The organism is Empedobacter stercoris (assembly GCF_025244765.1).
Taxonomy (GTDB): Bacteria; Bacteroidota; Bacteroidia; order Flavobacteriales; family Weeksellaceae; genus Empedobacter; species Empedobacter stercoris.
On sequence record NZ_CP104209.1, the window covers coordinates 2,375,198 to 2,401,335 of the forward strand.

21 protein-coding genes are annotated in these 26,138 nt (G+C 32.9%); 16 read left to right on the top strand and 5 right to left on the bottom strand.

Annotated features, from left to right (window positions below; all coding sequences use genetic code 11):
* Positions 1 to 84 precede the first annotated feature (84 nt).
* On the bottom strand, positions 85 to 942 hold the full coding sequence (hisG, locus tag NZD85_RS11250; RefSeq protein WP_260541870.1) for an ATP phosphoribosyltransferase: 858 nt from the start codon (positions 940 to 942) through the stop codon (positions 85 to 87).
* Between the two features lie 311 nt (positions 943 to 1,253).
* On the bottom strand, positions 1,254 to 1,811 hold the full coding sequence (locus NZD85_RS11255; protein WP_260541871.1) for a T9SS type A sorting domain-containing protein: 558 nt from the start codon (positions 1,809 to 1,811) through the stop codon (positions 1,254 to 1,256).
* 467 nt (positions 1,812 to 2,278) lie between these two features.
* Between NZD85_RS11255 and hflX the strand changes: the two genes are divergently transcribed.
* Entirely contained in the window at positions 2,279 to 3,505 is a 1,227-nt protein-coding gene (gene hflX / locus NZD85_RS11260) for a GTPase HflX (RefSeq protein ID WP_188319284.1), read from the top strand.
* A gap of 39 nt (positions 3,506 to 3,544) precedes the next feature.
* Here the strand turns inward: hflX and NZD85_RS11265 are convergent, their stop codons facing one another.
* Both NZD85_RS11265 and NZD85_RS11270 read right to left on the bottom strand, forming a co-directional pair.
* Positions 3,545 to 3,982 carry a DsrE family protein gene (locus tag NZD85_RS11265; protein ID WP_171623840.1) on the bottom strand — a complete coding sequence of 146 codons (438 nt, stop codon included), beginning with the start codon at positions 3,980 to 3,982 and terminating at the stop codon, positions 3,545 to 3,547.
* A 202-nt stretch (positions 3,983 to 4,184) separates the two neighbouring features.
* Positions 4,185 to 4,892: a Crp/Fnr family transcriptional regulator gene (locus NZD85_RS11270; protein ID WP_171623841.1), complete on the bottom strand. Its 708-nt coding sequence runs from the start codon at positions 4,890 to 4,892 to the stop codon at positions 4,185 to 4,187.
* A 75-nt stretch (positions 4,893 to 4,967) separates the two neighbouring features.
* Between NZD85_RS11270 and NZD85_RS11275 the strand changes: the two genes are divergently transcribed.
* From NZD85_RS11275 to NZD85_RS11345, 15 genes are all read left to right on the top strand, one after another.
* On the top strand, positions 4,968 to 7,364 hold the full coding sequence (locus NZD85_RS11275; protein WP_260541874.1) for a heavy metal translocating P-type ATPase: 2,397 nt from the start codon (positions 4,968 to 4,970) through the stop codon (positions 7,362 to 7,364).
* A 97-nt stretch (positions 7,365 to 7,461) separates the two neighbouring features.
* The gene (gene ccoS, locus NZD85_RS11280) at positions 7,462 to 7,608 is read left to right on the top strand and encodes a cbb3-type cytochrome oxidase assembly protein CcoS (protein ID WP_317619465.1); all 147 of its coding nucleotides are present in this window, start codon (positions 7,462 to 7,464) and stop codon (positions 7,606 to 7,608) included.
* A complete protein-coding gene (gene ccoO, locus NZD85_RS11285; protein ID WP_260541875.1) occupies positions 7,608 to 9,875 on the top strand; it encodes a cytochrome-c oxidase, cbb3-type subunit II in 2,268 nt (755 codons plus the stop codon). The genes ccoS and ccoO overlap by 1 nt, the downstream gene beginning before the upstream one ends.
* Positions 9,876 to 10,071: 196 nt before the next feature.
* Positions 10,072 to 11,019 (top strand): cbb3-type cytochrome c oxidase N-terminal domain-containing protein, encoded by a 948-nt coding sequence (locus tag NZD85_RS11290; protein WP_260541877.1) that lies wholly within the window; start codon positions 10,072 to 10,074, stop codon positions 11,017 to 11,019.
* Between the two features lie 105 nt (positions 11,020 to 11,124).
* Positions 11,125 to 12,606 (top strand): cytochrome c oxidase accessory protein CcoG, encoded by a 1,482-nt coding sequence (gene ccoG, locus NZD85_RS11295; protein ID WP_225540324.1) that lies wholly within the window; start codon positions 11,125 to 11,127, stop codon positions 12,604 to 12,606.
* Between the two features lie 5 nt (positions 12,607 to 12,611).
* Positions 12,612 to 13,055, top strand: a complete 444-nt coding sequence (locus tag NZD85_RS11300) for a FixH family protein (protein ID WP_171623847.1) — start codon at positions 12,612 to 12,614, stop codon at positions 13,053 to 13,055.
* Positions 13,040 to 13,756, top strand: a complete 717-nt coding sequence (locus NZD85_RS11305; RefSeq protein WP_260541878.1) for a sulfite exporter TauE/SafE family protein — start codon at positions 13,040 to 13,042, stop codon at positions 13,754 to 13,756. Before NZD85_RS11300 ends, NZD85_RS11305 begins: the two co-directional genes overlap by 16 nt.
* Positions 13,757 to 13,863: 107 nt before the next feature.
* On the top strand, positions 13,864 to 14,538 hold the full coding sequence (locus tag NZD85_RS11310) for an MBL fold metallo-hydrolase (protein WP_260541880.1): 675 nt from the start codon (positions 13,864 to 13,866) through the stop codon (positions 14,536 to 14,538).
* 176 nt (positions 14,539 to 14,714) lie between these two features.
* Positions 14,715 to 15,296 (top strand): Holliday junction branch migration protein RuvA, encoded by a 582-nt coding sequence (gene ruvA, locus NZD85_RS11315; RefSeq protein ID WP_171623849.1) that lies wholly within the window; start codon positions 14,715 to 14,717, stop codon positions 15,294 to 15,296.
* Positions 15,296 to 22,486 carry a T9SS outer membrane translocon Sov/SprA gene (gene sov, locus NZD85_RS11320; RefSeq protein ID WP_260541883.1) on the top strand — a complete coding sequence of 2,397 codons (7,191 nt, stop codon included), beginning with the start codon at positions 15,296 to 15,298 and terminating at the stop codon, positions 22,484 to 22,486. Before ruvA ends, sov begins: the two co-directional genes overlap by 1 nt.
* Positions 22,487 to 22,505: 19 nt before the next feature.
* The gene (gcvH, locus tag NZD85_RS11325; protein WP_038335019.1) at positions 22,506 to 22,886 is read left to right on the top strand and encodes a glycine cleavage system protein GcvH; all 381 of its coding nucleotides are present in this window, start codon (positions 22,506 to 22,508) and stop codon (positions 22,884 to 22,886) included.
* A complete protein-coding gene (locus tag NZD85_RS11330) occupies positions 22,879 to 23,259 on the top strand; it encodes a VanZ family protein (RefSeq protein ID WP_188319276.1) in 381 nt (126 codons plus the stop codon). The genes gcvH and NZD85_RS11330 overlap by 8 nt, the downstream gene beginning before the upstream one ends.
* Before the next feature lie 31 nt (positions 23,260 to 23,290).
* Complete coding sequence (locus NZD85_RS11335; protein WP_260541884.1) at positions 23,291 to 23,542, top strand: hypothetical protein; 252 nt, start codon at positions 23,291 to 23,293, stop codon at positions 23,540 to 23,542.
* The gene (locus NZD85_RS11340) at positions 23,526 to 23,909 is read left to right on the top strand and encodes a hypothetical protein (RefSeq protein WP_260541885.1); all 384 of its coding nucleotides are present in this window, start codon (positions 23,526 to 23,528) and stop codon (positions 23,907 to 23,909) included. Before NZD85_RS11335 ends, NZD85_RS11340 begins: the two co-directional genes overlap by 17 nt.
* A 179-nt stretch (positions 23,910 to 24,088) precedes the next feature.
* Positions 24,089 to 25,066, top strand: coding sequence for an IS110 family RNA-guided transposase (locus tag NZD85_RS11345; RefSeq protein ID WP_260541887.1), 978 nt, complete (start codon positions 24,089 to 24,091; stop codon positions 25,064 to 25,066).
* A gap of 259 nt (positions 25,067 to 25,325) precedes the next feature.
* On the opposite strand, the gene nadE is transcribed toward NZD85_RS11345, so the two are convergent.
* Positions 25,326 to 26,120, bottom strand: a complete 795-nt coding sequence (gene nadE, locus NZD85_RS11350; protein WP_260541888.1) for an NAD(+) synthase — start codon at positions 26,118 to 26,120, stop codon at positions 25,326 to 25,328.
* Positions 26,121 to 26,138: the final 18 nt, after the last annotated feature.

The following is a 26,138-nucleotide window of genomic DNA, read 5'->3' on the forward strand; positions in this document are numbered from 1 at the left end:
TTATAAGTCTTTAAGGTTTGTAAGTGTTTTTTATTCTTTATATAAATAACTACTTATGAACTTAACAACTTAAGCACATCAACACTATAAAATCATTTTCTCAATTTCCAATACTAAAATACCTTCAGCACCAGCAGCTTTTAATTGCTCGATGATGTCCCAAAAGGTATCTTCGTTAATCACCGAATGTACACTACTCCATCCTGATTCTGAAAGAGGCATAACTGTTGGCGATTTTAGAACTGGAAGAATATTACTTACCATTTCTATTTTATCGTTTGGAACATTCATTAAAATATACTTTGACTTTCTAGCTTTAAGAACAGATTCAATTCTAAACTGTAGTTTTTTTAATAGAGAAAATTTATCAAAATCGAGATTCTCACTAGAAATTAAAATAGCTTCGCTTTTGAGAATAGTTTCAAACTCTTTTAAATTATTTTTAAATAAAGTGTTTCCAGAAGAAACAATATCTACAATTGCGTCTGAAAGTCCAATGCTTGGTGCAATTTCTACAGAACCAGAAATTTCATGAATTTCGATATTTATATTTTTTGACTTAAAGAAGTTTAAAACCGTATTTGGATAAGAAGTAGCAATTTTTTTGTTCTCAAAATCATTTAAAGAATTGTATTGCGAAGATTTTGGAACAGCTACCGATAGTCTACATTTAGAAAAACCTAACTTTTGAAGAACAGGTAATTCCATCTCATTTTCTATTAATAAATTCTCACCTATTATGGCACAATCTACTACACCATCTTTAACATATTGAGGAATATCAGAGTTTCTTAAGAAGAAAATTTCTAATGGAAAGTTGCGAGCTTGTACACGAAGTTGATCAATACCATTATCAATTGAAACACCACAATCTTTAAGTAACTTAAGACTATCTTCGTTTAATCGTCCTGATTTTTGAATGGCTATTTTTAATGTATTCATTTTATTTTATATTTATAGGAGTACATCAAAAAAGCTAAAAAAAAGAAAACCCGTTTGATGTACTCAAACGGGATTTAGATATATTATTTGGCACAAGTCCATATCACAATCAGCTCGCTTGAGTGCAAGTATGATGGTGATGATGATGGAACTGAACTGTGTACATAATTTCTTTTTGTTGAGACAAATTTATAAAGGATATTTTAATTAGCAATGAAATTTTTAATGTTTAGAAAAAATAATTAAGAAGAATCTCATTTCTAATGTTATATTTTAAAATTTATAGTAATTAGGTTTTATTTTCTAAATATTTACTTTTTTATAAATTTTTGAATTGATTGGGAGTTGTCTGTATTAATGTTGATAAGATATACCCCATTTGACAAATGATGAATATCGATTTTATTGGAATCTTGTTGATTTAAAATTATTTTACCTGTTAAATCTGTAACGGTAACGGTTTTTATTTTTTCTGTAGTATTAATATTAATGTATGTTGAAGATGGATTTGGATAAATAGAAATAGGATTCTTGTTATTCTCTGTTAATCCTAAATTTTCTAAATCAATAATAGTTACATTATCTACAAAAAAACTTGAACCATAATTATCAAAACTAAAATCTACTTCGGTAATATCTTTATTCACATCATCTATAATTGTTTCTTGAATTTTTACATGATCTAAATAGTAAATAACTTTTTTTGCATTTAAATCGACTTCAGCTTTCACATTGTACCATTTTTTAGGTGTCCATGTACCAACTGTTACACTATTTTTCATGTGTTTGTATGCAATTTCTCCATCAAAGTAAAATATCAAACCACCAACCAAATCGAACTCATTGTTTTCGTTATAAAAGCCTAACATTTCATAATTTGAATTTTCAGTTTTCTCCAAATAAACATCAGCAGAAATAGTGTATTTACGATACTTTGCAATTGGATAAGCGATTCCACCCCAATTTCCTTCTTCTACTTCATCATTTATAACATATACAGAATTCGTTCCTTTGCTCGAAATTGTATTATTGACTTTAGAATTTTCATCAGAAACATATTCCCAATTGAACCAGTTTTTTTTGGTTGTTTAGATTTCCGATTGAAAAACCTTCAGATTCTTCAAAAGAAATATTTTGGTTTTGAGCATTAACATTTAATGATAATAGGGTTAAAGCCCCAACTAGTAAATTTTTCTTCGTATAAAATATTGTTTAATTAGCTGGCAAATATGATAATTTTATTTGAGTATAATTAAGGGGATTTTGTAAATAATCGTTAAGAATTTTGATGAAGTGGTTTGACATCAAAAACTTTATTTTATTTTTGTAGAGATTTATGTTAGAAAAGAAAGAAGCACAATACGAAAAGGTCGTTTTAGTTGGATTGATTACACGCGAACAATCCGAAGAAAAACTGACTGAATATATGGATGAATTGGAGTTCTTGGCGTATACAGCAGGAGCTACAGTTGGTGAACGTTTCACTCAAAAAATGGATCGTCCTGATTCTAAATTTTTTGTAGGAAGCGGGAAATTAGATGAAATTGCTGCATTTGTAGAGCAATATGACATTGATACAGTAATTTTTGATGATGAATTAACACCGTCTCAGTTAAAAAATATTGAGAAAGTTGTCAATAAAAAAATTATTGATAGAACACAATTGATTCTTGATATTTTTGCACAAAGAGCTCAAACTTCTTATGCAAGAACGCAAGTAGAATTGGCACAGTATCAATATTTATTACCTCGTTTAACACGAATGTGGACGCATTTAGAGCGTCAGCGAGGTGGAATTGGAATGCGTGGTCCTGGAGAAACGGAAATCGAAACTGATAGACGTATTATTCGTGATCGTATTACATTACTGAAAGAAAAACTGAAAGGAATTGACAAGCAAATGGCGACTCAACGTAAAAATCGTGGTGCATTGGTGCGCGTAGCGTTGGTTGGTTATACTAATGTTGGAAAATCGACGTTGATGAATGTTTTGTCGAAGTCAGAAGTTTTTGCAGAAAACAAGTTATTTGCAACATTAGATACAACAGTTCGTAAAGTAGTGATTGGTAATTTACCTTTCTTGTTAACGGATACGGTTGGGTTTATTCGAAAATTGCCAACACAATTGGTAGAATCCTTTAAGTCGACATTGGATGAGGTTCGTGAAGCAGATTTATTGGTTCATGTCGTCGATATTTCGCATGCAAGTTTTGAAGATCATGTTAATTCAGTGAATCAAATTTTAGCTGAAATTGATTCGAAAGAGAAGCCAACGATTATGGTTTTTAATAAAATTGATAATTTTTCTTATACGAAACAAGATGAAGATGATTTGTCTGAAAAGAAATTTGAAAACTATTCGTTAGAAGATTGGAAACGAACTTGGATGGCAAAAACGGATTATCCGACATTGTTTATTTCTGCTACAGAAAAAGATAATTTAGAAGAATTACGAGAAACGGTTTATGAAGAAGTAAAAGAACTTCACATGAAACGTTTTCCTTACAATAATTTCCTTTTTCAGTATTATGATGAGGATGAAGAGAGTGATTTGGAAGAATAACATAAAAAAAGATGGATTGATAAAATCCATCTTTTTTGGTTAAAGTATAATTTGTTTAAAACCTTTTTCTTGTAATTCGAAAAGATAAATAAATGCATTTGGTGTTGTTTGCACAAACTCTAAATATTGAGATTTATTTACACCTAATTTATTCATTGCAAATTCGCACGAAGTAAACTTAATTCCAGCTGCATTCGCTTTTTTCATCATTTCTTTTAGCTCATTATCTTCTGCTATATCCTTAACAGCAGCAGCAATCATCACAATTTCAAATGTTGATTTCGGATTGTTCTTTAACATTTCCTGACCAGTCATAATCGATGACATCAACATCATTTTGTTTTGTACCATAATTGCATATTTACCTTTCTTTTTCAGTTGGTACGATTGTTCAATTTGGTTGTTTTCAAGTTGTGTTGTGTTGGCTTGTGCTGTGAAAGTAGTTGCAAAAGCAAGCATAAAAACTATCTTCTTCATTTTTTTCTATTTACAATTAATTCAAAGGTAGGGTTTCGTTCCTTTTTTCGTTGTAACAAAAGTTACAGGCAATCAATTCAAAAAAATGTATCAGTTTTTTTGTGTTTACTTTAGAATTTTTTCATGTTATAACATGAAATTAAAATAGCTAATAGGTTTAAAGCAAAAAAAATCCTCTCATTTTTTTGAGAGGATTTCTTTATTATAATATTACATGACCTAATTTCGTCAATTTTTGATGATCCAAAAGTTTGATTTTTCGACCTTCAACTTCTATCAATTCATCTGTTTTAAATTCAGAAATTAATCGAATTGCAGATTCTGTTGCTGTTCCAATTAAATTTGCCATTTCTTCACGTGTTAAAGAAATATTGATGAAACCATCTTTATCAGTACCTAATTTGCCTTCTAATAAAATTAAAACTTCTGCCAATCGTTCGCGAACCGTTTTTTGAGCTAAATATGTAATTGTACGTGCATATTCTCCTAAATCTTTTGCGATTCGTTGTAGAATATTGAAGGCTAATTTTGGATTAATTTCCAGTAATTTTAAGAAGAATTTTTCTGGAATGTAATAAATTTCAATCGCAGTCATCGCAGTTGCAGATGCACCAAAAACTTCTTGACTTAAAATTGAACGATATCCTATGATGTCACCTTCGTTAATAAAGCGTAAAATTTGTTCTTTTCCGTTGAAACCAATCTTAAAAAGTTTTGCTGTCCCTTTCATCACACAGTAAATACCTTTTGGCGTATTTCCTTCCTGGATGATTTCGTCACCTTTTTTTAGATTCAAGATTTTTTTCTCTTGCTCGAACTCCAACAATTCTTCTTTACTAAAAACCCCAAAAGACTCTGGGTTATCAAACATCGCTTTAATCGATACTACATTCTCATTAAACTCTGACATATCTTATTGTTATGACTTAATTCATACAAAGTTAACGTTAATTCTGATAAAAGGAAAGTAATTTTGTAAAATAGTATGGAAGAGAATTGTTTTCACTGTGGTCAACGGATTGAAGAAGAGGTTATTCAGTTCGATGAAAAGGATTTTTGTTGTCAGGGTTGTAAAACGGTTTACGAGATTTTAAACGTAAATAACTTGAAAGATTATTACGATCTTAATCGTAATGCAGGTTTGCGTCCTGATGGAAAAAGTAATCATCAATTTGATTTCTTAAACACAAAAGAAATCTTTGATAAAGTTGTAGATTTTTCTGATGATGGCGTTACAGTTGTCTCCTTTTATGTACCTGTAATGCACTGTACTTCCTGTGTTTGGTTGTTAGAGAGTTTGGATACAATCAACCCAAATATCATTTCTTCTAATGTTAATTTTACTCAAAAAACTGTTCAGATTACCTATCGAGATGCGGATTTGAAATTAGGAGATTTAGCACGATTAATTACAAATCTTGGGTACAAACCATCTATTAATCTAAAAACATTAGATAAAAAGAATAAAAGCAAAGTCGATCGCTCTTTGGTGAGTAAATTGGTAATTGCAGGTTTCTGTTTTGGAAATATAATGCTTCTATCGTTCCCTGAATATGTAGAGGTTTTTGGAGAAGTAAAAGAACAATGGTTAGAAGAAAATAAAGGATATTTCCGCTGGACTATGTTCGCGTTGTCTTTGCCTGTATTCTTTTATTCTTCTACTGATTATTTTGTTTCTGCTTGGCAAGGTTTGAAAAATAAATACATCAATATCGATGTACCTATAGCTTTGGGGATAATCGTGATTATGTTCAAATCTACTTATGATATCATTTTCGATATTTCGCCCGGTTATTTCGATACATTAGCAATGTTATTGTTTTTGATGTTAACAGGAAAATGGTTTCAACAACAAACGATGCAAGCGTTAGCATTTGATAGAGATTATAAGTCATTTTACCCTATTGCAGTTGCGAAGTTAGAAGATGGATATGAACAACCTATTTTGTTGGCTGATTTAAAAAAAGGTGATCGAATATTAATCAGAAATGAAGAAATCATCCCAGCTGATGCTATTTTAATGAAAGGAGAAGCGATGATCGACAACTCGTTTGTGACAGGAGAAGCGCGTTTGATTCCTAAAAAAGCTGGAGATAAGATATTTGCAGGAGGTAAGCAGTCTGGTCATGCCATCGAATTAGAAATTATTTCGGATGTTAATCAAAGTTATTTAACCCAACTTTGGAACAATGATGCTTTTCAAAAAGAAGAATCAGAATTAAATGCATTAACCAATAAGATTAGTCATTATTTTACGTTAATTATTCTGATTATTACAGCAATTTCAGCTGTTTACTGGTATTATCACGATTCTTCTAAAATTTTAGAAGTAGTCACATCTATTCTTATTATTGCTTGTCCTTGTGCGTTAGGATTGTCCTCGCCGTTTATTTTGGGACATATGATGCGTATTTTCGGTAACAAAAAGTTTTATGTAAAAAACACATCGACTGTAGAAAGAATGGAAAAAATTACGGATGTAGTTTTTGACAAGACAGGAACAATTACAGAAAGTGACGAAGCGCAAGTACAATACGAAGGAAAAGAATTATCCGATTATCAGAAACAATTGGTAAAAGCATTAATCAGAAATTCAAATCACCCGCTTAGTCGTACGTTGTATAAAAAACTAAATGTTGACGATCATTTGCCGATTTCTAATTACGAAGAAATAGTTGGGAAAGGTCAACAAGCAGAAGTAGATGGGCATCAATTAAAAGTTGGGTCGAGAAGTTTTACCAATGCAATTTTTAATGAAAATAGATTAAATCAATCTCAAGTTTTTATATCAATTGATGGAGAAGTTTTTGGTAAATTTGTTTATACCAATCGATACCGAAAAGGATTGGATGGTATATTGAAAGAGTTGGATGCATATCAATTGCATGTTTTGTCAGGGGATAATGATTCTGAAAAAGAATATTTAGAAACGATTTTTCCATCAAATGCAAAATTGATTTTTAATCAATCACCAACGGATAAATTAGAATACATCAAACAATTGGAAGAAGATGGAAAAAAAGTGATGATGCTTGGAGATGGATTAAATGATGCTGGAGCTTTGAAACAAAGTACAGTTGGGATTTCAATCTCTGAAGATATTAACAGTTTTTCACCTTCATGTGACGGAATTTTGGATGCGAGAAGTTTTTCGGCTATTCCAAACTTTTTGAAATTAGCAAAGACAACAATGAAATTTGTAAAAATTGCATTTTTTATTAGTTTCTTATACAATATAGTTGGGCTTAGTTTTGCCGTTTCTGGATATTTACAACCAGTCGTAGCAGCGATTTTAATGCCAATAAGTTCTATTTCAGTGTTAATTTTTGCTACGGCAAGCACACGAATTGCAGATAAAATAACGAAATGGAATTTAGACTGATTTTAAATTACGTATATACATACTGCTCTGACCAAAATCATTGTGATAAGAACTTAGGGCTTTGTAATTTTGTGGAGCTATGGGGATATTATTATTAATGATATTGGTTAGTGTCTCTTTGGGGGCAATTTTCCTTCTATTATTCTTTATGGGATATAAAAAGGGACAGTTTGACGAAGATGAATCTCCAGCAGTGAGAATGTTAAAAGATGATAAAAAAACACAAGATAAAATCGACTCATAATGCAAATGCAGACTTTTAGTTACGACAATAAGATCGTAAAGTATTTCCTTTATGCCACATTGTTTTGGGCAGTTATGGCATTTTTCTTTGGAGTATTGGTTGCAACTTTGTTGTTTTTTCCTACGTTACCAGAATACATCTTCGGATCGGATGATGGTACAATTGGAGGGAATATTCAAGGTTTAATCAACTCGCAAGGAACACTTGGTTTTGGTAGATTAAGAATGATACACACAACATTCGCGGTATTCGCCTTTGTTGGTAACTCGTTCTTTACCGGAGCTTATTATTCAATGCAAAGATTGTTGAAAACCAGAATGTACAGCGACGTTTTAAGCTGGATCGTTTTCTGGGGATGGCAATTATTTATTGTATTATCATTTGTTACATTTATCTTAGGATACAACACTTCTAAAGAGTATGCTGAGCACGAATGGCCAATTGATATTTTAATCGCGCTAGTTTGGGTGTTGTTCGGAGCACAAATGTTCTTAACAATTGCTAAACGTCGTGTACGTCACTTGTACGTAGCTATTTGGTTCTACATCGGAACTTGGGCAGCTATTACAATGCTACACGTATTTAATAACTTAGAAATTCCAGTGACTTTTAGCTTAACAGCTCCAAAGTCTTACTCATTATATTCTGGAGTTCAAGACGCGTTAGTGCAATGGTGGTACGGACACAATGCCGTAGCATTCTTCTTAACAACTCCTATTTTAGGATTAATGTATTACTTTGTACCAAAAGCAGCAAATAGACCTGTATTCTCATACAAGTTATCTATTGTTCACTTCTGGTCATTGATTTTCATTTATATCTGGGCTGGACCTCACCACTTGCTTTATACAGCATTACCAGGTTGGGCACAAGCTTTAGGAACAGGATTCTCTATCATGTTAATCGCTCCATCTTGGGGAGGTATGTTAAATGGTTTATTAACATTACGTGGTGCATGGGATAAAGTAAGAGAAAATCCAATCTTGAAATTCTTCGTAGTTGCTTTAACTTGTTATGGTATGGCTACCTTCGAAGGACCGTTATTAGCAACAAAAACTTTAAATAAAATTGGTCACTTTACAGACTGGGTTCCTGCTCACGTACACGTAGGTACTTTAGGATGGAATGGATTTATCGCTTTTGGTATGATCTATTACTTAGTACCAAAGTTATTTGGAACTAAATTAGCATCTGTTAAGATGGCAAATGCACACTTCTGGATTGGTACTTTCGGTATCTTATTCTGGGTAATTCCTATGTATGTTGCAGGTTGGACACAAGGTTTAATGTGGAAACAATTCGCAGCTGACGGAACATTAGAATATGGTAACTTCTTACAAACAGTTACAATTCTTAAACAATGGTTATATCCATTACGTGCATTTGGAGGAACATTATATTTGATTGGATCAATTTTAATGGTTATTAATGTTTGGAAAACTGTAAAATCAGGAAGCTTTATTGCGAATGAAGAAGCAGAAGCTCCTGCATTAGCACCAAAAACAGCTTCACGTACACAAGGAGAAGGAGTACACTCTTGGATGGAAAGAACTCCTATCGTTTTAACAATCGGAGCTGTATTAACTTTAGCTGTTGGTGGTTTAGTAGAGATTGTACCTACAATTGTAGTAAAATCTAACGTACCTACAATTTCAAGTGTAAAACCATATACACCTTTAGAGTTAGAAGGACGTGATTTATATATTAGAGAAGGTTGTAACGCTTGTCACACTCAGATGATTCGTCCGTTTAGAGACGAGGTAAAACGTTATGGAGAATACTCTAAAGCAGGAGAATTTGTTTACGATTATCCATTCTTATGGGGATCAAAAAGAACAGGTCCTGACTTGCACCGTGAAGGAGGTAAAAATCCAGATGCTTGGCATTACAAACACATGTGGAATCCACGTTCTACATCAGACGGATCTATCATGCCTCGTTACCCATGGTTAATCGAAAATAAATTAGACCGTGAGTTAACGCGTGATAAAATGAAATCTATGGTTGCATTAGGAGTTCCTTATGAACAAGAAGATTTTGATAGTATGCAAGTTTCTATGAACAAACAAGCAGTAGCGATCGAAACAAGTATCTTTAAAGATGCTAATGATTTGAAAGACTTATATGCTAAAAAAGAAGCTGAAGCTAAAGCTGAAGGAAAAGAGTTTGTTCCGTTAAGAGACCGTGAGATTACTGCATTAATTGCGTATTTACAACGTTTAGGAACAGATATCAGTGCTGAACAAGTAGAGACAGCGAGTAACTAATGTTAAAATATTATAAAGAATTCCTTTCTCAGTATGAGTATGCATCTTTGTTGCAGACATTAATCCTAATAGGATTTATGGCAATCTTTATAACAGTATTTGTTAAGGTTATGAAAAAACCAAAAGATTTTTATAAAGATAACGAGTCTGCAGCTTTAGATTTAGAACCAGAAGAGAACGAAAAAAATAATACAAAATGAGACAACGTACCCCGGCCTATATATTTATCCCATTAACGCTATTAGCTATAATCTTAGCGTTTACAATGGTTACGCCAGTAGATGTGGTGCCAGAACCAGGTTTTCAAGGAATGGTAAACAATTTACTTGAACATTTAAAACATGTGTTCGCACAAGGAATTTTCTGGGCAGTATTAGCAATTGCAACGGTAATGCTTTTAATTATTAATGCTTTGAACAAAGTAATCGAAGTAGAAAGATTCAAAAGATTATCAGAAGTAGAACAAGCACAGTATTTAGAAGAAGGAAAAATAGGTTATTTCAAACGCTTATTTAGTTCAGCTGCTAAAAAACAATCTGATAAAGAAGAAGAGTCTATCATCTTAGATCATGGTTTTGACGGAATCAAAGAGTTAGACAATGCTTTACCACAATGGTGGTTATCATTATTCTATTTCGGTATTGTATTTATGGTTGTTTATGTAATGGCATATAGTTTTACAGACTTCGCTCACATGGACAAAGAATACGAAGAAGAAATGGTTTATAAAGATAAAGTGGATAGTATTTGGGCAGTTCAAAATGATATTGACATCACAGGTGCTATTGATAAATCGAATGATCCAGCGATTGTAGAACAAGGAAAAAAATTATTCGATCAAAACTGTACTCAATGTCACATGCAAGATGGTATTGGAGGTATTGGACCAAACTTAACAGATGATTACTGGGTGAATCATGTTGAAGATAGTTTATTCAAAAATATCTATCACATTATTTATGATGGATCTCCACAAAATCCTCAGATGCGTGCATTCGGACAACGTAAAGAGTTATCTGGTTTAGCAATCGAGAAAATTGCTTCTTATGTGTACTACATCAACCAAAAAGAAGCTACTAAGACAGTTGCTGAAGGTGCAGCTGCTCCACAAGGAGATTTAGTAGAATCTTGGAAGCAAAAGTAATTAACAACAAATAATTACAACAAATATCATATTGAAAGAGAGCTTATTTATAGGCTCTCTTTTCATTTTTAGTCGTAAATTTGTATACATTTAAAATTCACGACAATGAGTGTTCAAAATTCTGACCCAAAAGATGAATTTAATTTAAACGATTATTTGGAGGATAATAACCAAATGAACGAAGACGTTCGTACTTCCATTGGAACAATGGAAAGAACAGGAGAACGAAAATGGGTATATCCTAAAAAACCAAAAGGTAAGTTTACTAATTATAGGACATACGTTAGTTATGTATTGTTAGCAATATTAATCTTAACACCCTTTTTTAAATTACCAAACGGAAATCCTTTGTTCAAATTTGATGTCTTACAAAGTCAATTCATTTTATTCGGTTTCCCTTTCTTTACCTCAGACTTTTTCTTGTTAGCTATCGGAATGATTACGACCATTATTTTTATCGTATTATTTACCATGGCTTATGGACGGTTGTTTTGTGGTTGGGTATGTCCCCAAACAATATTCTTGGAAATGGTTTTCCGAAAAATAGAATATGCCATAGAAGGTGACAGAGCAAAACAAATGAGATTAGATAAACAAGAATGGGACGAAGAAAAAATTCGTAAAAAACTATTAAAATGGACCATCTTCGCTATCATTTCATTTATCATAGCAAATGTATTCTTAGCTTACATTATTGGAGCAGATGCTTTATACGCAGTTATTCTTGACGGTCCAGCAGAACATATCGGGACATTGATTGGATTAGTTATCTTTTCTGGAATGTTTTACTTTGTATTTGCATGGTTCCGAGAACAAGCTTGTACGTTGGTTTGCCCTTACGGACGTTTTCAAGGTGTACTTATTGATTCGCATACAATTAATGTAACATATGATTTCAAACGTGGTGAATCTACAGCTGGACGTGCAAAATTCAAAAAGAATGAAGATCGTAAAGCTGCTGGAAAAGGAGATTGTATCGACTGTGGACAATGTGTAGTTGTTTGCCCAACTGGTATTGATATCCGTAACGGAATCCAATTAGAATGTGTCAACTGTACAGCTTGTATCGATGCATGTGACGAAGTAATGGTAAAAGTTGGTTTACCAACAGGATTGATTCGTTATGCTTCTGAAGATGATATCAAACGTGGAGAGAAATTCAAATTCTCAAAACGTTTAGCAGCTTACACATTTGCCTTGTTATTATTGATTGGTGCTATGACAGCTTTCCTTTTCTCTCGTTCAGATGTAGAGTCTAAATACCTAAAAGTACCAGGAACAGATTATAAAGTAGAAGGTCAATATTACGTCAATCAATTTGAATATACATTATACAACAAAACAAATGCCGACCAAATTGTATCAATAGAATTATTATCACACAAAGATTCAAAAGTAGAAATGTACGAAGGTGTTAATAAATTGAACATGGAAAAAGGTCAAATCATTCAAGGGAAATTCTTCTTGAAAATTCCAACAAATGAAGTAAAATCGTACAAAGAAAAAGTGGTCATTGGATTGATCAATCAAAAAGGAAAAGTAATCGATAAATACGAAACGAGCTTCTCAGCTCCATTCAAATATTAATAAATATGAAGTTAAATTGGGGACATTATGTAGCAATTGCCTTAGGATGTTTTATGACATTTATCCTATCATTGCTATATTTTGCAGGAGATACAGGCGGAATGGTAACGGAAAATTACTACGAAAAAGAAATACATTTTCAAGACGAAATCAACGCAGAGAAACGTGCAAATGCTTTAGCCGAAAAGCCAGAAGTAATTGTACAAGCAAATGGACTTTTGTTTCAATTTCCAGCAACTACTGCGGCAGATTTTAAAGGAGATATTTTTTTGATGCGAAACGCAGACGAAACTAAAGATATCAAAACTAACATCAGATTATCTGACCGAAAAAATTTCTTAATACCTTCTGTTAAGTTAATAGACGGAGAATATGAATTAACATTAAGCTGGAAGGAAAATAATCAAACATACTTGATTAAAAAGTCCATTCGATGGATTCCACAATAGTTATCATAGCATTATCTATAGGTCTTACATCGTCCCTGCATTGCGTAGGGATGTGCGGACCTATTGCTTTATCTTTGGGATTAAAATCCCAAGACAAACTAAAATTTACACTTCGCAATCTCACTTATCAATTGGGACGTGTAACCACTTACACGATTTTAGGCGCAATTTTAGGACTAATTGGCGAATCATTTACATTTGTGGGTTTACAAAACTACCTAAGTATATTGATTGGAGTGCTAATGATTATTATGGTCATGATTCCGAAATTCTACGAAAACGGAGCATCTCAGCTTCGTCCAGTAAACGCCTTGATGGTAAAAGTAAAAATCTCTCTTGGTAAATTCTTAATCAAGAAAGATTCTTCTTCACTTTATATAGTTGGTCTATTAAATGGCTTATTACCTTGCGGAATGGTTTACGCCTCTTTAACTGCAGCTATTGGTTTAGGATCGGTTTACAAAAGCGCCATGTTCATGTTCTTTTTCGGACTTGGAACATTACCACTAATGTTTGCAACCGTTTTATTTGGTAATTTTTTATCAGTCAAACAACGACAAACCATTTTAAAAATCTTACCAATCATCACCTTAATACTTGGTGTATTATTTATTCTTCGCGGATTAGAATTAGATATTCCGTTTATCTCACCAGCCAAAGAAGCACTTCAGTTAAATGGAATGGATGAGCATTGTATGTAGAACTTTATTGATTTTCTTAGAGGATTTTATTTATTTTGTATTTACTATGTTGTTTTATATTTAAATAAGCTTATTTTAGCTTTATTTATATAAATAAGTAATTAAAAATGAATAGTTTTTATTTTAAGAATGGATTGGTTATTGTTTTTATTCTTTTATCTAATTTAGGATTTGGGCAGTCGAAAGAAATTAAAATCAAGTTTATAGGAAATTGTGGATTTCATATGACAGATGGAATAAATAATTTTTATATAGATTTTCCATATAAATCAGGAGCTCACAACTATATGAAATATGATGATAAAGAAATTGAAGAGGTTAAGAATAAATCTATTTTTATTTTTACACATAAACATTCAGATCATTATTCTAAAAAAATTGTGAAAAGATATAATGGACAGAAGTTCGGTCCTTGGAATATTAGCAAATTAGTGAAGTTACATGAGTCAATTCCAAATTTTGAAATTAAAGCTTTTAAGACAAAACATAAAGTTTTTGGTATTTCGTATAAACATTATTCATATTTAATTAAATGGCATAATAAGAAGATTTATATTTCTGGTGATACAGGAGATTTAGATGATTTAGCTAAGATAAAAAATGTAGAATGGACTTTTTTAAATCCATGGATTTATAGAAATACAAATAATACGAAATTAGTAATAGATACTAAAAATATAGGTATTTATCATTTATATCCTAATCAAGAAATTGATGTAAACAATCCAGAGAATCATTTTTTATTAAAAAATCAAGGAGAAGTTATAAATATTCCTTACTAAATTAAATTGGTATGTCAATTTCTTGGCAAAAAGTATTATTTCTGACTTCGAAAATCGATTATTACAATCCTTACAATTAAAATTAGATTCTAACAAATAAACTATTTACACCCTTCCAAAATAAATTGTATTTTTGACGTTATCACTCTATATAGTGTAACTAAATAAACGTCAAAATGATAACACAATTAAGAGGTAAATTAATCGAGATTTATCCAACAAATGCAGTAATAGATTGCAATGGTGTAGGATATTGGGTTAATATTTCACTGAATACCTATTCTACTTTAGAACACGAAGAAGCGGTTACAATTTTCACACATTTGATTGTTCGCGAAGATGCACATATCCTTTATGGATTTGCAACGAAAGAAGAACGAGAAATTTTTCAGAAATTAATTAGTGTTAATGGTGTTGGTCCAGCTTCTGGAATGATGATTATTTCGACTTTATCGTCTAAAGAAATCGTTACAGCAATCGCAACAGAAGATGCCAAATTGCTGCAAAGCGTAAAAGGAATCGGAGCCAAAACAGCTCAGCGAATTATTATTGATTTGAAAGATAAACTGGATCAAAGTTTAATATTAGATGTTAATTCTACTTCGGTCAAAAATAAATCTAAGAATGAAGCGTTATCTGCTTTAGAAGTTTTAGGAATTCCTAAAAAATCTGCAGAGAAAGTCATGGACAAAATCCTACAAGATCAACCAGATGCAGATGTAGAATTCTTAGTAAAAGAAACCTTGAAGAAAATTTAATGAAGATTCATAACGAACCAAAAACTATTCGTAAAGGCTCTACTATAGCAGCATTGTGTTTCCTTTTTGCAATGGGAGCTATGGGCGATGTGATGGCACAGGAAAGTGATACACTCAAATTTCCTATGCGCGATCAAAAAGGTGGATTGTTTTTAGATAATCAAATAACATACGATGTACAGTACGATGCGATAAAGCGTCAGTATATCTTATATCCTCAAATAGGAACAAGTTTAGTTTCCGAACCAATTTATTTGACACGTCAAGAGTATTTGACATTGGTTCAGAATCAAGACATGAAAAATTACTTCCGTACTAAATCTCAAACAAATGATCAATATTATCGTGAGCAACGTTTTGGAGATAAAGAAGGGAAAAAGGACAGTAATATTTTACCAAGTTTTAGAATCAAGTCTAAAGCTTTCGAAACTATTTTTGGAGGTTCAGAAATTTCCTTAACACCACAAGGTTACGCTAATTTAGACTTAGGGGTTTTCTTACAAAAGATTGATAACCCGATGCTTTTGCCGCAAAATAGACAAACCCTTACGATGGATCTTAACCAACGTATGCAGTTGAGTATTTTGGGAAAAGTAGGTGAAAACTTACAATTGAAAGTTAATTATGATACGCAAGCTGGATTCGGTTTCGAAAATCAAATGAAACTTCAATGGCGCAAAGCCTTAGGAACTAAGTTGGATCCATTTGCTGGTGAAGATGATATTTTACAAAATATAGAGGTTGGTAATATTTCGATGCCACTTAGTACTTCGTTAATTACAGGTGCTCAATCACTTTTTGGAGTTCGAACAGATCTGAAATTTGGTCGTACAAATGTATCGGCTGTTTTCTCAGAACAACGTTCGGAATCGAAAAATATCGTGGTACAAGGTGGTGGTGTAATGACAGATTTTAAAGTTGCTGCCGAAAAATACGAATACAACAGACACTTCTTCTTAGGTCAATATTTCAGAAATAGTTATGATAGAGCTTTAGCGAATTATCCTGCAGTTAACAGTAATATCAATATCCAGCGAATAGAAGTTTGGAAAGTTGATAAATCTGGAGGTAATCAGCAAACAAGACGTTCGGTTATTGCTTTACGAGATATTGCCGAAAGTAATTCAACTCCAAATAACGATAGCAATACTTTATTTAATTCGATCAATTCGCAAGGTTTTTCAAAGATTAGTGACGCAAGAAGTTATTTGAATGGATTTTCTTACAATGGAGAACAATTTCAAGATGGAGAGAACTTTATCGTCAACGAAAACGTTCGAAAACTTGATGCATCAGAATTTACATTCTATCCAAAATTGGGATATATTTCGTTGAATACACCTTTGATTGATGGTGAAGATTTATTAGCGGTATCTTTTCAGTATACAACAAGTTCTGATCCTGGAAAATTGTATACCGTTGGACAAATGTCTGATCAAACAGATAAACCAATTATTGCGAAATTAATTAAGCCAAATTCAGCTGTAAACGTGGCTTCGCCAATGTGGGATTTGATGATGAAAAATATTTACTCGTTAAATGCTTATGGTGTTTCGAGTGAAGATTTTATGTTAAATGTAAATTTCAAAGATAATGGAGAACAATCTTCAGGAACATTAAATTATCTACCAAATTCTGCCGTTTCAGAACAATCATTGTTACAAGTGTTGAATATGGACCGTTTAAATTCGAACGGACAATTACAACAAAACCCTGATGGAAGTAAAGGAGATGGTTTATTCGATTTTGAGTCTGGGCTTACCATTGACACAGAAAGAGGAAATATTATTTTTACTTCTGTTGAACCTTTTGGTAAATATTTGGATAATAAGTTACAAGGGCAAAATCAAGAATACGTTTTCAATGAGATTTATCGTCAATTACCAAATACACTTTCTGGCGAAAAGTTAGCCAATCGTTATACCTTAGAAGGTCGTTACAAAGGAACAGTTTCTGATGGTATTCCTTTAGGAGCTTTCAATGTGCCGCAAGGTTCTGTAAAAGTAACTTCTGGTGGAGCAACCTTAACAGAAGGTGTTGATTATACAGTCGATTATCAATTAGGACGTGTAAAAATCATCAACGAACAATTGAAAAACTCTGGTGCACCAATTAATGTGGCATTAGAGAATCAATCTACATTTAATTTACAGAAAAAACGTTTCATGGGAATTAATGTCGAACATAATTTTAGCGATAAATTTATGTTGGGAGGTACATTAATCAATTACCAAGAACGTCCTGTTACACAAAAAACACAATTTGGTTCAGAACCTGTTAATAATACTATTTTTGGACTTAATACACAATATAACTCAGAAGCTGAGTGGTTAACGCGTTTAACCAATAAAATTCCTGGAATCAAAACAGATGAAATGTCGAACATTAATGTTCAGGCAGAAGCTGCTTACTTAATGCCAGGTGTCAACAATGTTACAGGAGGATATTCTTACATTGATGATTTTGAAGATGCACAATCTCGTATCAGTTTATTGGATGTTGGTTCATGGAAATTTGGATCTACACCAGGAAAACCTGCGGGATATTCAGCCACTGGTTATCACCCATTCTTCCCGAATGGAATGAAAAATGACGATTTATCCTTTAATAATGGTCGTCGTATGATGTCATGGTATTCGATAGATCCTCGTTTTTATGGACTTGGAGGTAGTTCACCTTTGTCAGATAAAGAAATGTCATCGCACATGGCACGTCGAGTTAAGTTGAAAGAACTTTTTGATCAACGTGATGTCATGGCAGGAACCAACTCGTATATCAGTACATTGGATATGACATTTTATCCGCAAGAACGTGGTCCATATAACATCAATCCAAATGCAACAGATACCAAAAATTGGGGAGCAATGATGCGACCTATTTCGGTTTCTAACTTCAAGGATTCGAATGTTGAATACATCGAATTTTGGATGATGGACCCATATGCAGATGGAAAAGGGGGAGAAGGAGAATTGTTAGTGCATTTAGGAAATGTTTCGGAAGATGTCTTGAAAGACGGCGAAATGATGTACGAAAATGGATTGCCACATTCAGGCAATGGAGCTGCTACAGTTTCTTCAAAATGGGGATTAACACCTCAATTGAATCCTATTTTATATGCGTTCGATACAGAAGGAGAAGCACGTAAACAACAAGATTTAGGATACAATGGATTGACCGATGAAGAAGAAGCTCAACGATACGGAATTACAAGTAATAATTTAGTTACAGGGGAATTAGATCCTGCAAATGATAACTATTTATTCTTCTTAGATGATCGTTTTAGAGGAGCTTCTATCGGAAATACAGTCCAAGATCGTTACCGTTATTTTAGAAATCCTCAAGGAAACAATTCAACGGATAATCCTTTACACGCTTCTTCATTAGTGCCAGATACAGAAGATATTAATGGCGACTTTAACTTAGATCAAACGGAGAATTATAATCAGTATACCTTAAAAATTGATCGTCAAAGTTTAGAAGATCCAAACAATAAATTTATTGTTGGAAGAAAAGAAGTTGATGGTGAATTTCCAGATAAATCTTCGCAGAAAGTAAAATGGTACCAAGTTCGTATTCCTGTTGATAACTTCGATTTAGATATTGATGGAGACGGAGTAGAAGAGTTGAACAATGATGCCTCTATTGCACAAGCGGAAAGCGTTTTAACTGCTGCTCGTTTTATGCGTATGGTAATGCGTGGGTTTGAGGAAGAAACAACACTTCGTTTCGGTACTTTTGATTTAGTTCGTTCGGAATGGCGTCGTTACACAAAAAATATTTACCCTTATATTATTAGTAATCAAGAAGGTTACGAAGATGATAAAAATATCGACGATTTAGAAGTTGGTGAAGTAAGTATTGAACGTAACGGAACTGATCGTCCACGATATATGATGCCTCCAGGAGTTTATCGCGAGCAAACGCAAGGAGCGATTGGATATCAATCTCAGAACGAAGCTTCGATGACATTGAAAGCGAAGTTTAAACCAGGTAGTACATCAAAAGCAATTTTTAAGAATACGAATTTAGATTTGAGACGATACAAAAAATTGCAAATGTTTGTTTCGGCACAAAACTTATTAGACAGAACGTCGAATGCTGTTGATGATGGAACAAAATTATTTATTCGTGTAGGTAGTGATTATACTGATAACTACTACGAATACGAAATGCCGTTGAAGTACACCCCTCAAAGCGCAACAACAGAAAGTGCAGTTTGGCCAGATGAAAACTTTATTGATCTGAATACAGATTTGTTTACAGATGCAAAAAAACAAAGGGATTTAGATGGCTTCAGTACATTGCAACGTTTTAATTTTGCGTTCGATCAAGAAAATCCAAACAAAACAGTTTACGTAAAAGGACGTCCAACACTTGGTAATGTATCATCGATTATGATTGGGGTACGTAACACTTCTGGCTCTTCAGAAAAAGAAGTATTACTTTGGGTGAACGAACTTCGTTTAAGCGAAATTGATAACAAAGGTGGATATGCAGCAGCAGCTAATGTGCAATTTAATTTAGGAGATTTTGCCAATGTTCAAGTTTCGGGAAGTACAAGTTCTGTAGGATTTGGAGCGATAGATCAAGGTCCTGCGAATCGTAATCAAGACGAATCATTGCAATATGCCTTGAATGCACAAGTAAAATTAGACAAATTCTTACCGAAGAAATGGGGAATGGAAATTCCGTTCGATTTTACGATTCAAGAAAGTTTTGTCGATCCAAAATACAATCCGTTAGACAACGATATTATTTTTGATGAAGCGCCTAATAAAGCTGAATTAGAAAAAGTTGTTCGAACTTATACGCAATACAAAAGTTTTGCATTTAACAATGTTCGCAAAGTTAGATCAACGAATAACAATAATCCTGTTCGTTTTTATGATCCATCGAACTTCTCTTTGTCGATGATGTATTCGGATAATTATTATCGTGATATCTATACACAATACAACGTTAATCAGCAACTGAGAGCTTCGTTGAATTATACATACGGATTTAGAGGGAAATCATACGAACCATTTAAAAAATGGAGAATGGTTCAACCAAAAGAAGAATCGAGCAAATATTTACAATTTATTCGAGAGTTTAATATCAATCCATTGCCAACACGATTCTCTTTCCGTACCGAAATTGCGCGTACATACAGCGAAAGACAATACCGTGATATTAGTCAATATTTAGGAGGTGGATCTTCAAGTTTGATTCGTCCAACGTACAGTAACAATTTCTTGTTCAATTGGCAATATAATTTAGGGTTTGATTTAACAAAATCATTGCGTTTAGATTTAACATCTTCAACCATGACGTTGAATGATGGAACGACTTTCCAACGTGCAGATCAAGATATGATTTGGCAAAACATGTTTACCATTGGTCGTCCTGTGCAATATGATCAGCAATTTCAGGTGAATTATAAATTACCATTGAAATTCTTCCCGTATTTAAATTGGATGAATGTCGAAACAGGTTTTACGTCAAATTATAACTGGATGGCAACTTCGACAGCTTATCGTAATTTCGAAACAGAAGTGATTAATCCAGATGGATCAACTTCAACTCGACCAGTTAATTTAGGAAAAGGAACGGCACAGAATTCAAATTCAATCAATTTGATTGGAGATTTAGATTTCGCGAAATTCTATCCAGAATTTAAAGGTTACAAACGTTACGATTCTATTTTGAAAGGTCGTCGTCAAGAGATTGATTCATTGAATACAGTTTACACAACATTATTCTCTAAAAAACGTCGAACAAATAAGAAATCAGCGTACAAATTCAAACATAAATTTACAGCCAAAGATTATGGTTGGATGGTTTTATCATCATTAAAACGTGCGAATTTTACGTATAATCAACGCAACGGAGCTGTAATTCCAGGATTATTATACGAGCCAGGTTTCTTTGGTGTTGATGGTAAAAACGGACCAAGTTTAGGTTTTGTATACGGAACACAATTCGATATCAAACGTCAGTTAGTTGAAAGAGGTTTAATTGTAGGAGATGAGTTGATGACAGATGCTTATCAAATTACAAAAGGAACTGATTTTAATGCAACAGCATTAATTGAGCCAATTCCAGATTTACGAATAGATTTGAATGCAAAACGCATGAAAGATCGCCGTATTTATCATTCAGGATTTAATCTTGATGTGGCAAATCCTTACATAGACGAATTAACAAATCTTAATATTTCGACAGTTAACATCAAAACAGCTTTTAAAGATGGTGATGCTATTTTTGATCAATTCTTAACGAATACCAAAACTATTTCTGAGCGCTTAGCACAAAAAAGAGGAAGTGGAAACAAAGATGGAATGGGATATTATGAAGGCTTTAACGCAAGAAGTTCTGATGTTCTTTTACCAGCCTTTTTAGCTGCAGTACAAGGAAAAGATGCAGGTTCTTCAAAATTAGGATACAATCGATCTATTCCAGTTCCGAACTGGAGAGTGGCGTATACAGGTTTAAAATCTATTCCAATTGTCAATAAATATTTTGATAATGTCGAAATTTCGAGTGCGTATAATTCAACGTATACAGCAACAGGAGTTCAGTCGAATCCAAACTTTATGTTAGATACAGGTATTATGTCTGGCGGACAAGTGACAGGAAGAGATGAGAACGGAAATTTCTATACGCAGAATTTATATGGAGCTGTAACGATGATCGAATCGTTCTCGCCATTGTTAGGAGTAGATTTAACGTTCCGTAACAGTATGCAGTTGAGAGCGCAATATAACAGAGATCGTTTATTGTCTTTAAGTACAACAAATTATACGTATACAGAAGATTATGGATCGGAATATATTATAGGATTTGGTTATATTTTCAAAGATTTCAAGATGAAGATTCGTTACCAAGGAAGTCAAAAAACGGTAAAAGGAGATTTGAATATTCGAGGAGATTTTTCGTTAAGAGATAATCAAACAACAATCAGAAAAGTAATTTATAACTTTGACGATTTACAGAATCCAGATACCCCAACAAGTATTTATGGTGATTCGCAAATAACAGGTGGACAACGAATTATGTCGTTCAAGTTGACGGCAGATTATAATGTGAGCAAGAATTTGAACTTGAGATTCTATTGGGATCAGATGATGAGCAAATATAAAATTTCAACAGCTTTTCCAATTTCTCAAATTCGTGCCGGATTTAGTGCTACCTTTACATTCGGAAATTAAAAACAATAAAACAAACAGTATGAGCATTCCAAACAATTTAAAGTACAGTAAAGATCACGAGTGGATTTCTGTAGAAGGAGACGTAGCAACTATCGGTATTACAGCTTTCGCACAAGGAGAGTTAGGAGATATCGTTTATGTTGATGTAGAAACTGAAGGAGAAACTTTAGGTCAAGAAGAAGTTTTTGGGACAGTAGAAGCAGTAAAAACAGTTTCTGATTTATTTATGCCAATTAGTGGAGAAGTAGTAGAATTCAATACAGAATTAGAAGGAGAACCAGAATTAATTAACACTGATCCTTACGGAAAAGGATGGATCATCAAAGTGAAAATTGAAGATGCTTCTCAATTAGATGCTTTATTAGACGCAGCTGCTTACGGTGAATTAATCGGTGCATAAGACAAAACAAATAATATTCTTTGCTTATGTAGGCTTGGTGTTTTATTTGACCTTGCTTCCACAAGAGAATTTCTCAAAATTAAGTACAATCAAAGAATTAGAAATCTTCTTGGAGATTGATAATTTAGATAAAGTTGTACATTGTGGAATGTTTGGATTGATGACGATATTATTATTTGTCAGCTACAAATTAACAAACCTACGCTTGATGATAATTCCGTTTTTGATTAGTTTCCTTATCGAAATTTTACAAGGCGTTTTAACATCATTACATCGTAGTTTTGATTTTGTCGATTTGATGGCAAACTTATCCGGAATCGCACTTGCTTACATTGCAATAACCTATTATTTACAACATAAAAAAACTCAGTAGCAATACTGAGTTTTTTGTTTATTTTAGATAGATGAAAAAAATTCTATTATTTGTTTTGTTTGTAACCATTTTTTGGAAAGGCTGTGATTTATTTGATGATTTTACTAATAGAAAAGCCGTAATTAAAGAAATACAAAAAGATTTTTCAGGAATAATAATGGAAAAATATTCTCCCAGAGATACGCCTCCAATATTTTTAAAGATTAAAAATCAAAATACAATTTTGGATATTTCATTTTCTAGAGGAGTTATGAATATTTCTTCTATTGGAGATAGTATTTAAAAATTATCCTAACTTAGCTAAAGTAAAAGTTACATTCTATGCAAACAGAACAGACGATACTTACGGAAGAAGCCATCAATCAACTAACGGAGAGCGAACTATTGCAATTAATGTTGGAAAGATACAATTTGAACAAGAAGGAGTTAACGAAAGAATTCGAGAAACGATACTCCATGAAATCCAGCATGACATTCAAAGAGTGGTTGCAGATAAGAGTTCAAATTCATCAGGAATTGTTTTAGGAGGGACTAATCCTACATTAATATTTGATAAATTAAAAGGTGGTAAATTAAAAATTTATAGATCAAATGGCGCAGAATTAGATTTGTCAACAAGATCCTTTAGATTTGAAAATCTTAAATTGTAATAAAAAAAGAAGAGAATAGAGTTTGAGTACACTATAACGAGTTCAGAGCTATATAATCTCATATTCTGATTAAGACTCAACTCTTTCTTATCAAATTCTCAAATAGAAATTCGGGCTTAAAACCCATTAGTAAGGAATCGAGTTATTGATAAGTTTCTCTTCTCATTAAATTCAAATTTATGGAAAAAATTGTTATCGGAATTGATGTGAGTAAATTAACTTTAGACATCTGTATTCAAGTAAATAAAGAGAATCGTTTTGAGAACATTTCTAATACTGAAAAAGCAATAAAAGATTTTTTCAAACAGTTTGATAAAAAACAAGAAATTCTGATTGGAATGGAGAATACAGGTCGATTTAACGCTATTCTTTACAGCGTTTTAGTCAACTATTCTTTTACTGTTTATGTCATCAATCCTTTGCATTTGAAAAAAAGTATGGGATTAGTTAGAGGTAAAAATGATAAAATTGACAGCGAACGTATTGCTGTATTTTTACTGAAAAACTATATGGATCTTCAAGAGTGGAAACCTAATTCTCAAGTGATTGAAAAAATTAAATTATTGAATGCTGAAAGAAAACATCGCGTTAAAATAAGAGCTGGATTACTAGCTCAAGCAAAAGATGAATTATTTTTAAAATCAATTGTTGACAAAGCTGTTTTACGTTTAAACACTAAGCTAATCGATGTATTAACGAAACAAATTAATGAGATCGAAGATAGAATCTATCAATTAATTTGTAATGATGAACAGCTTTATAACCATTATAAAAGAATACAATCAATCCCTGGAGTAGGAAAAGTTTTAGCTTTTAATATGTTGATTAAAACGGATGGTTTTACAACCATAAATACGCCAAGACAAATGGCTTGCTATGCTGGAATAGCCCCATTTGATTTTCAATCTGGAACTTCCATAAGGCGAAAACCGAAAGTTTCATCAATGGCTGATAAAGATTTGAAGAAACTATTGCATTTAGCTGCAATGAGTGCTATTCGTTTAGACAATGACTTGGCTATTTATTATCATCGAAAGGTAGGAGGAGGGAAAAATAAAATGTCTGTTTTAAATGCTGTTAGAAATAAAATTATTCATCGGATTTATGCACTAATTAAAAATCAAAATATTTATAAAAATAACTTGGTTTTGTCATAGAAATCAGAATGATAAATAAGTAGAAGTCATGTTGAACTTGTTTCAACATCACATCAAAATAAAAAAAGCAAACTCTCGCTTGCTTTTAAACTATAAAAAATAATTTTGCTTACCGCTTACCGCTTACCGCTTACCGCTTACCGCTTACCGCTTACCGCTTACCGCTTACCGCTTACCGCTTACCGCTTACCGCTTACCGCTTACCGCTTACCGCTTACCGCTTACCGCTTACCGCTTACCGCTTACCGCTTACCGCAACTTACTTCATCAACTCCTCAGGAATATCACAAATCGGAATTGGAACCATTTTATGTTGATTGATTCGATTTAATCTCGAATAAATCTCGAAAACTTCTTTTTCTCGACCTTCAAAATCATCTGCAGTTTGTCCAGCTTCTTTCGCTTTCATCGCCCATTCCAATTCATCATAATTTGCTCCCAATTGATCTTCATCCGAACGATCATCACCAAACAAACCATCGGTTGGTTTAGCTTTCTGAATATCCGTATTGATTCCTAAAAAGCGTGCAATTTCATACACTTCCGATTTCATCAAATCAGCAATTGGACTAAGATCTACACCGCCATCACCATATTTTGTATAAAAACCAACGCCAAAATCTTCGACTTTATTTCCAGTTCCTGCAACCAAATAATTGTGTAAACCAGCAAAATAATAAAGTGTTGTCATACGCAAACGAGCACGCGTATTAGCTAAAGCTAAATTCACTTTATCTGTTGTTTCCGTTTTTGGTAAAGCCGAGACCATTGCATCAAAAGTGGTTGTTAAATCAACTTCTATTGAATCAATTGGTGAAGAAAATTGTTCGTTCAGCCATTCGATATGACGTTTAGCTCTATCTGCTTGATTTTTTTCTTGGTGAATAGGCATTTCCAAATTAAGTAAAGGATAACCTGTCATCGCACAAAGTGTTGAGGTTACAGCCGAATCTATTCCGCCCGAAATTCCAATCACAAAGCCTTTTTGGTGTGCTGTCTCCAAATAATCTTTCAACCAAGTAACAATATATTCTACAACTTTTTCAGTTTGCATAGTGTAATAATTTATTTC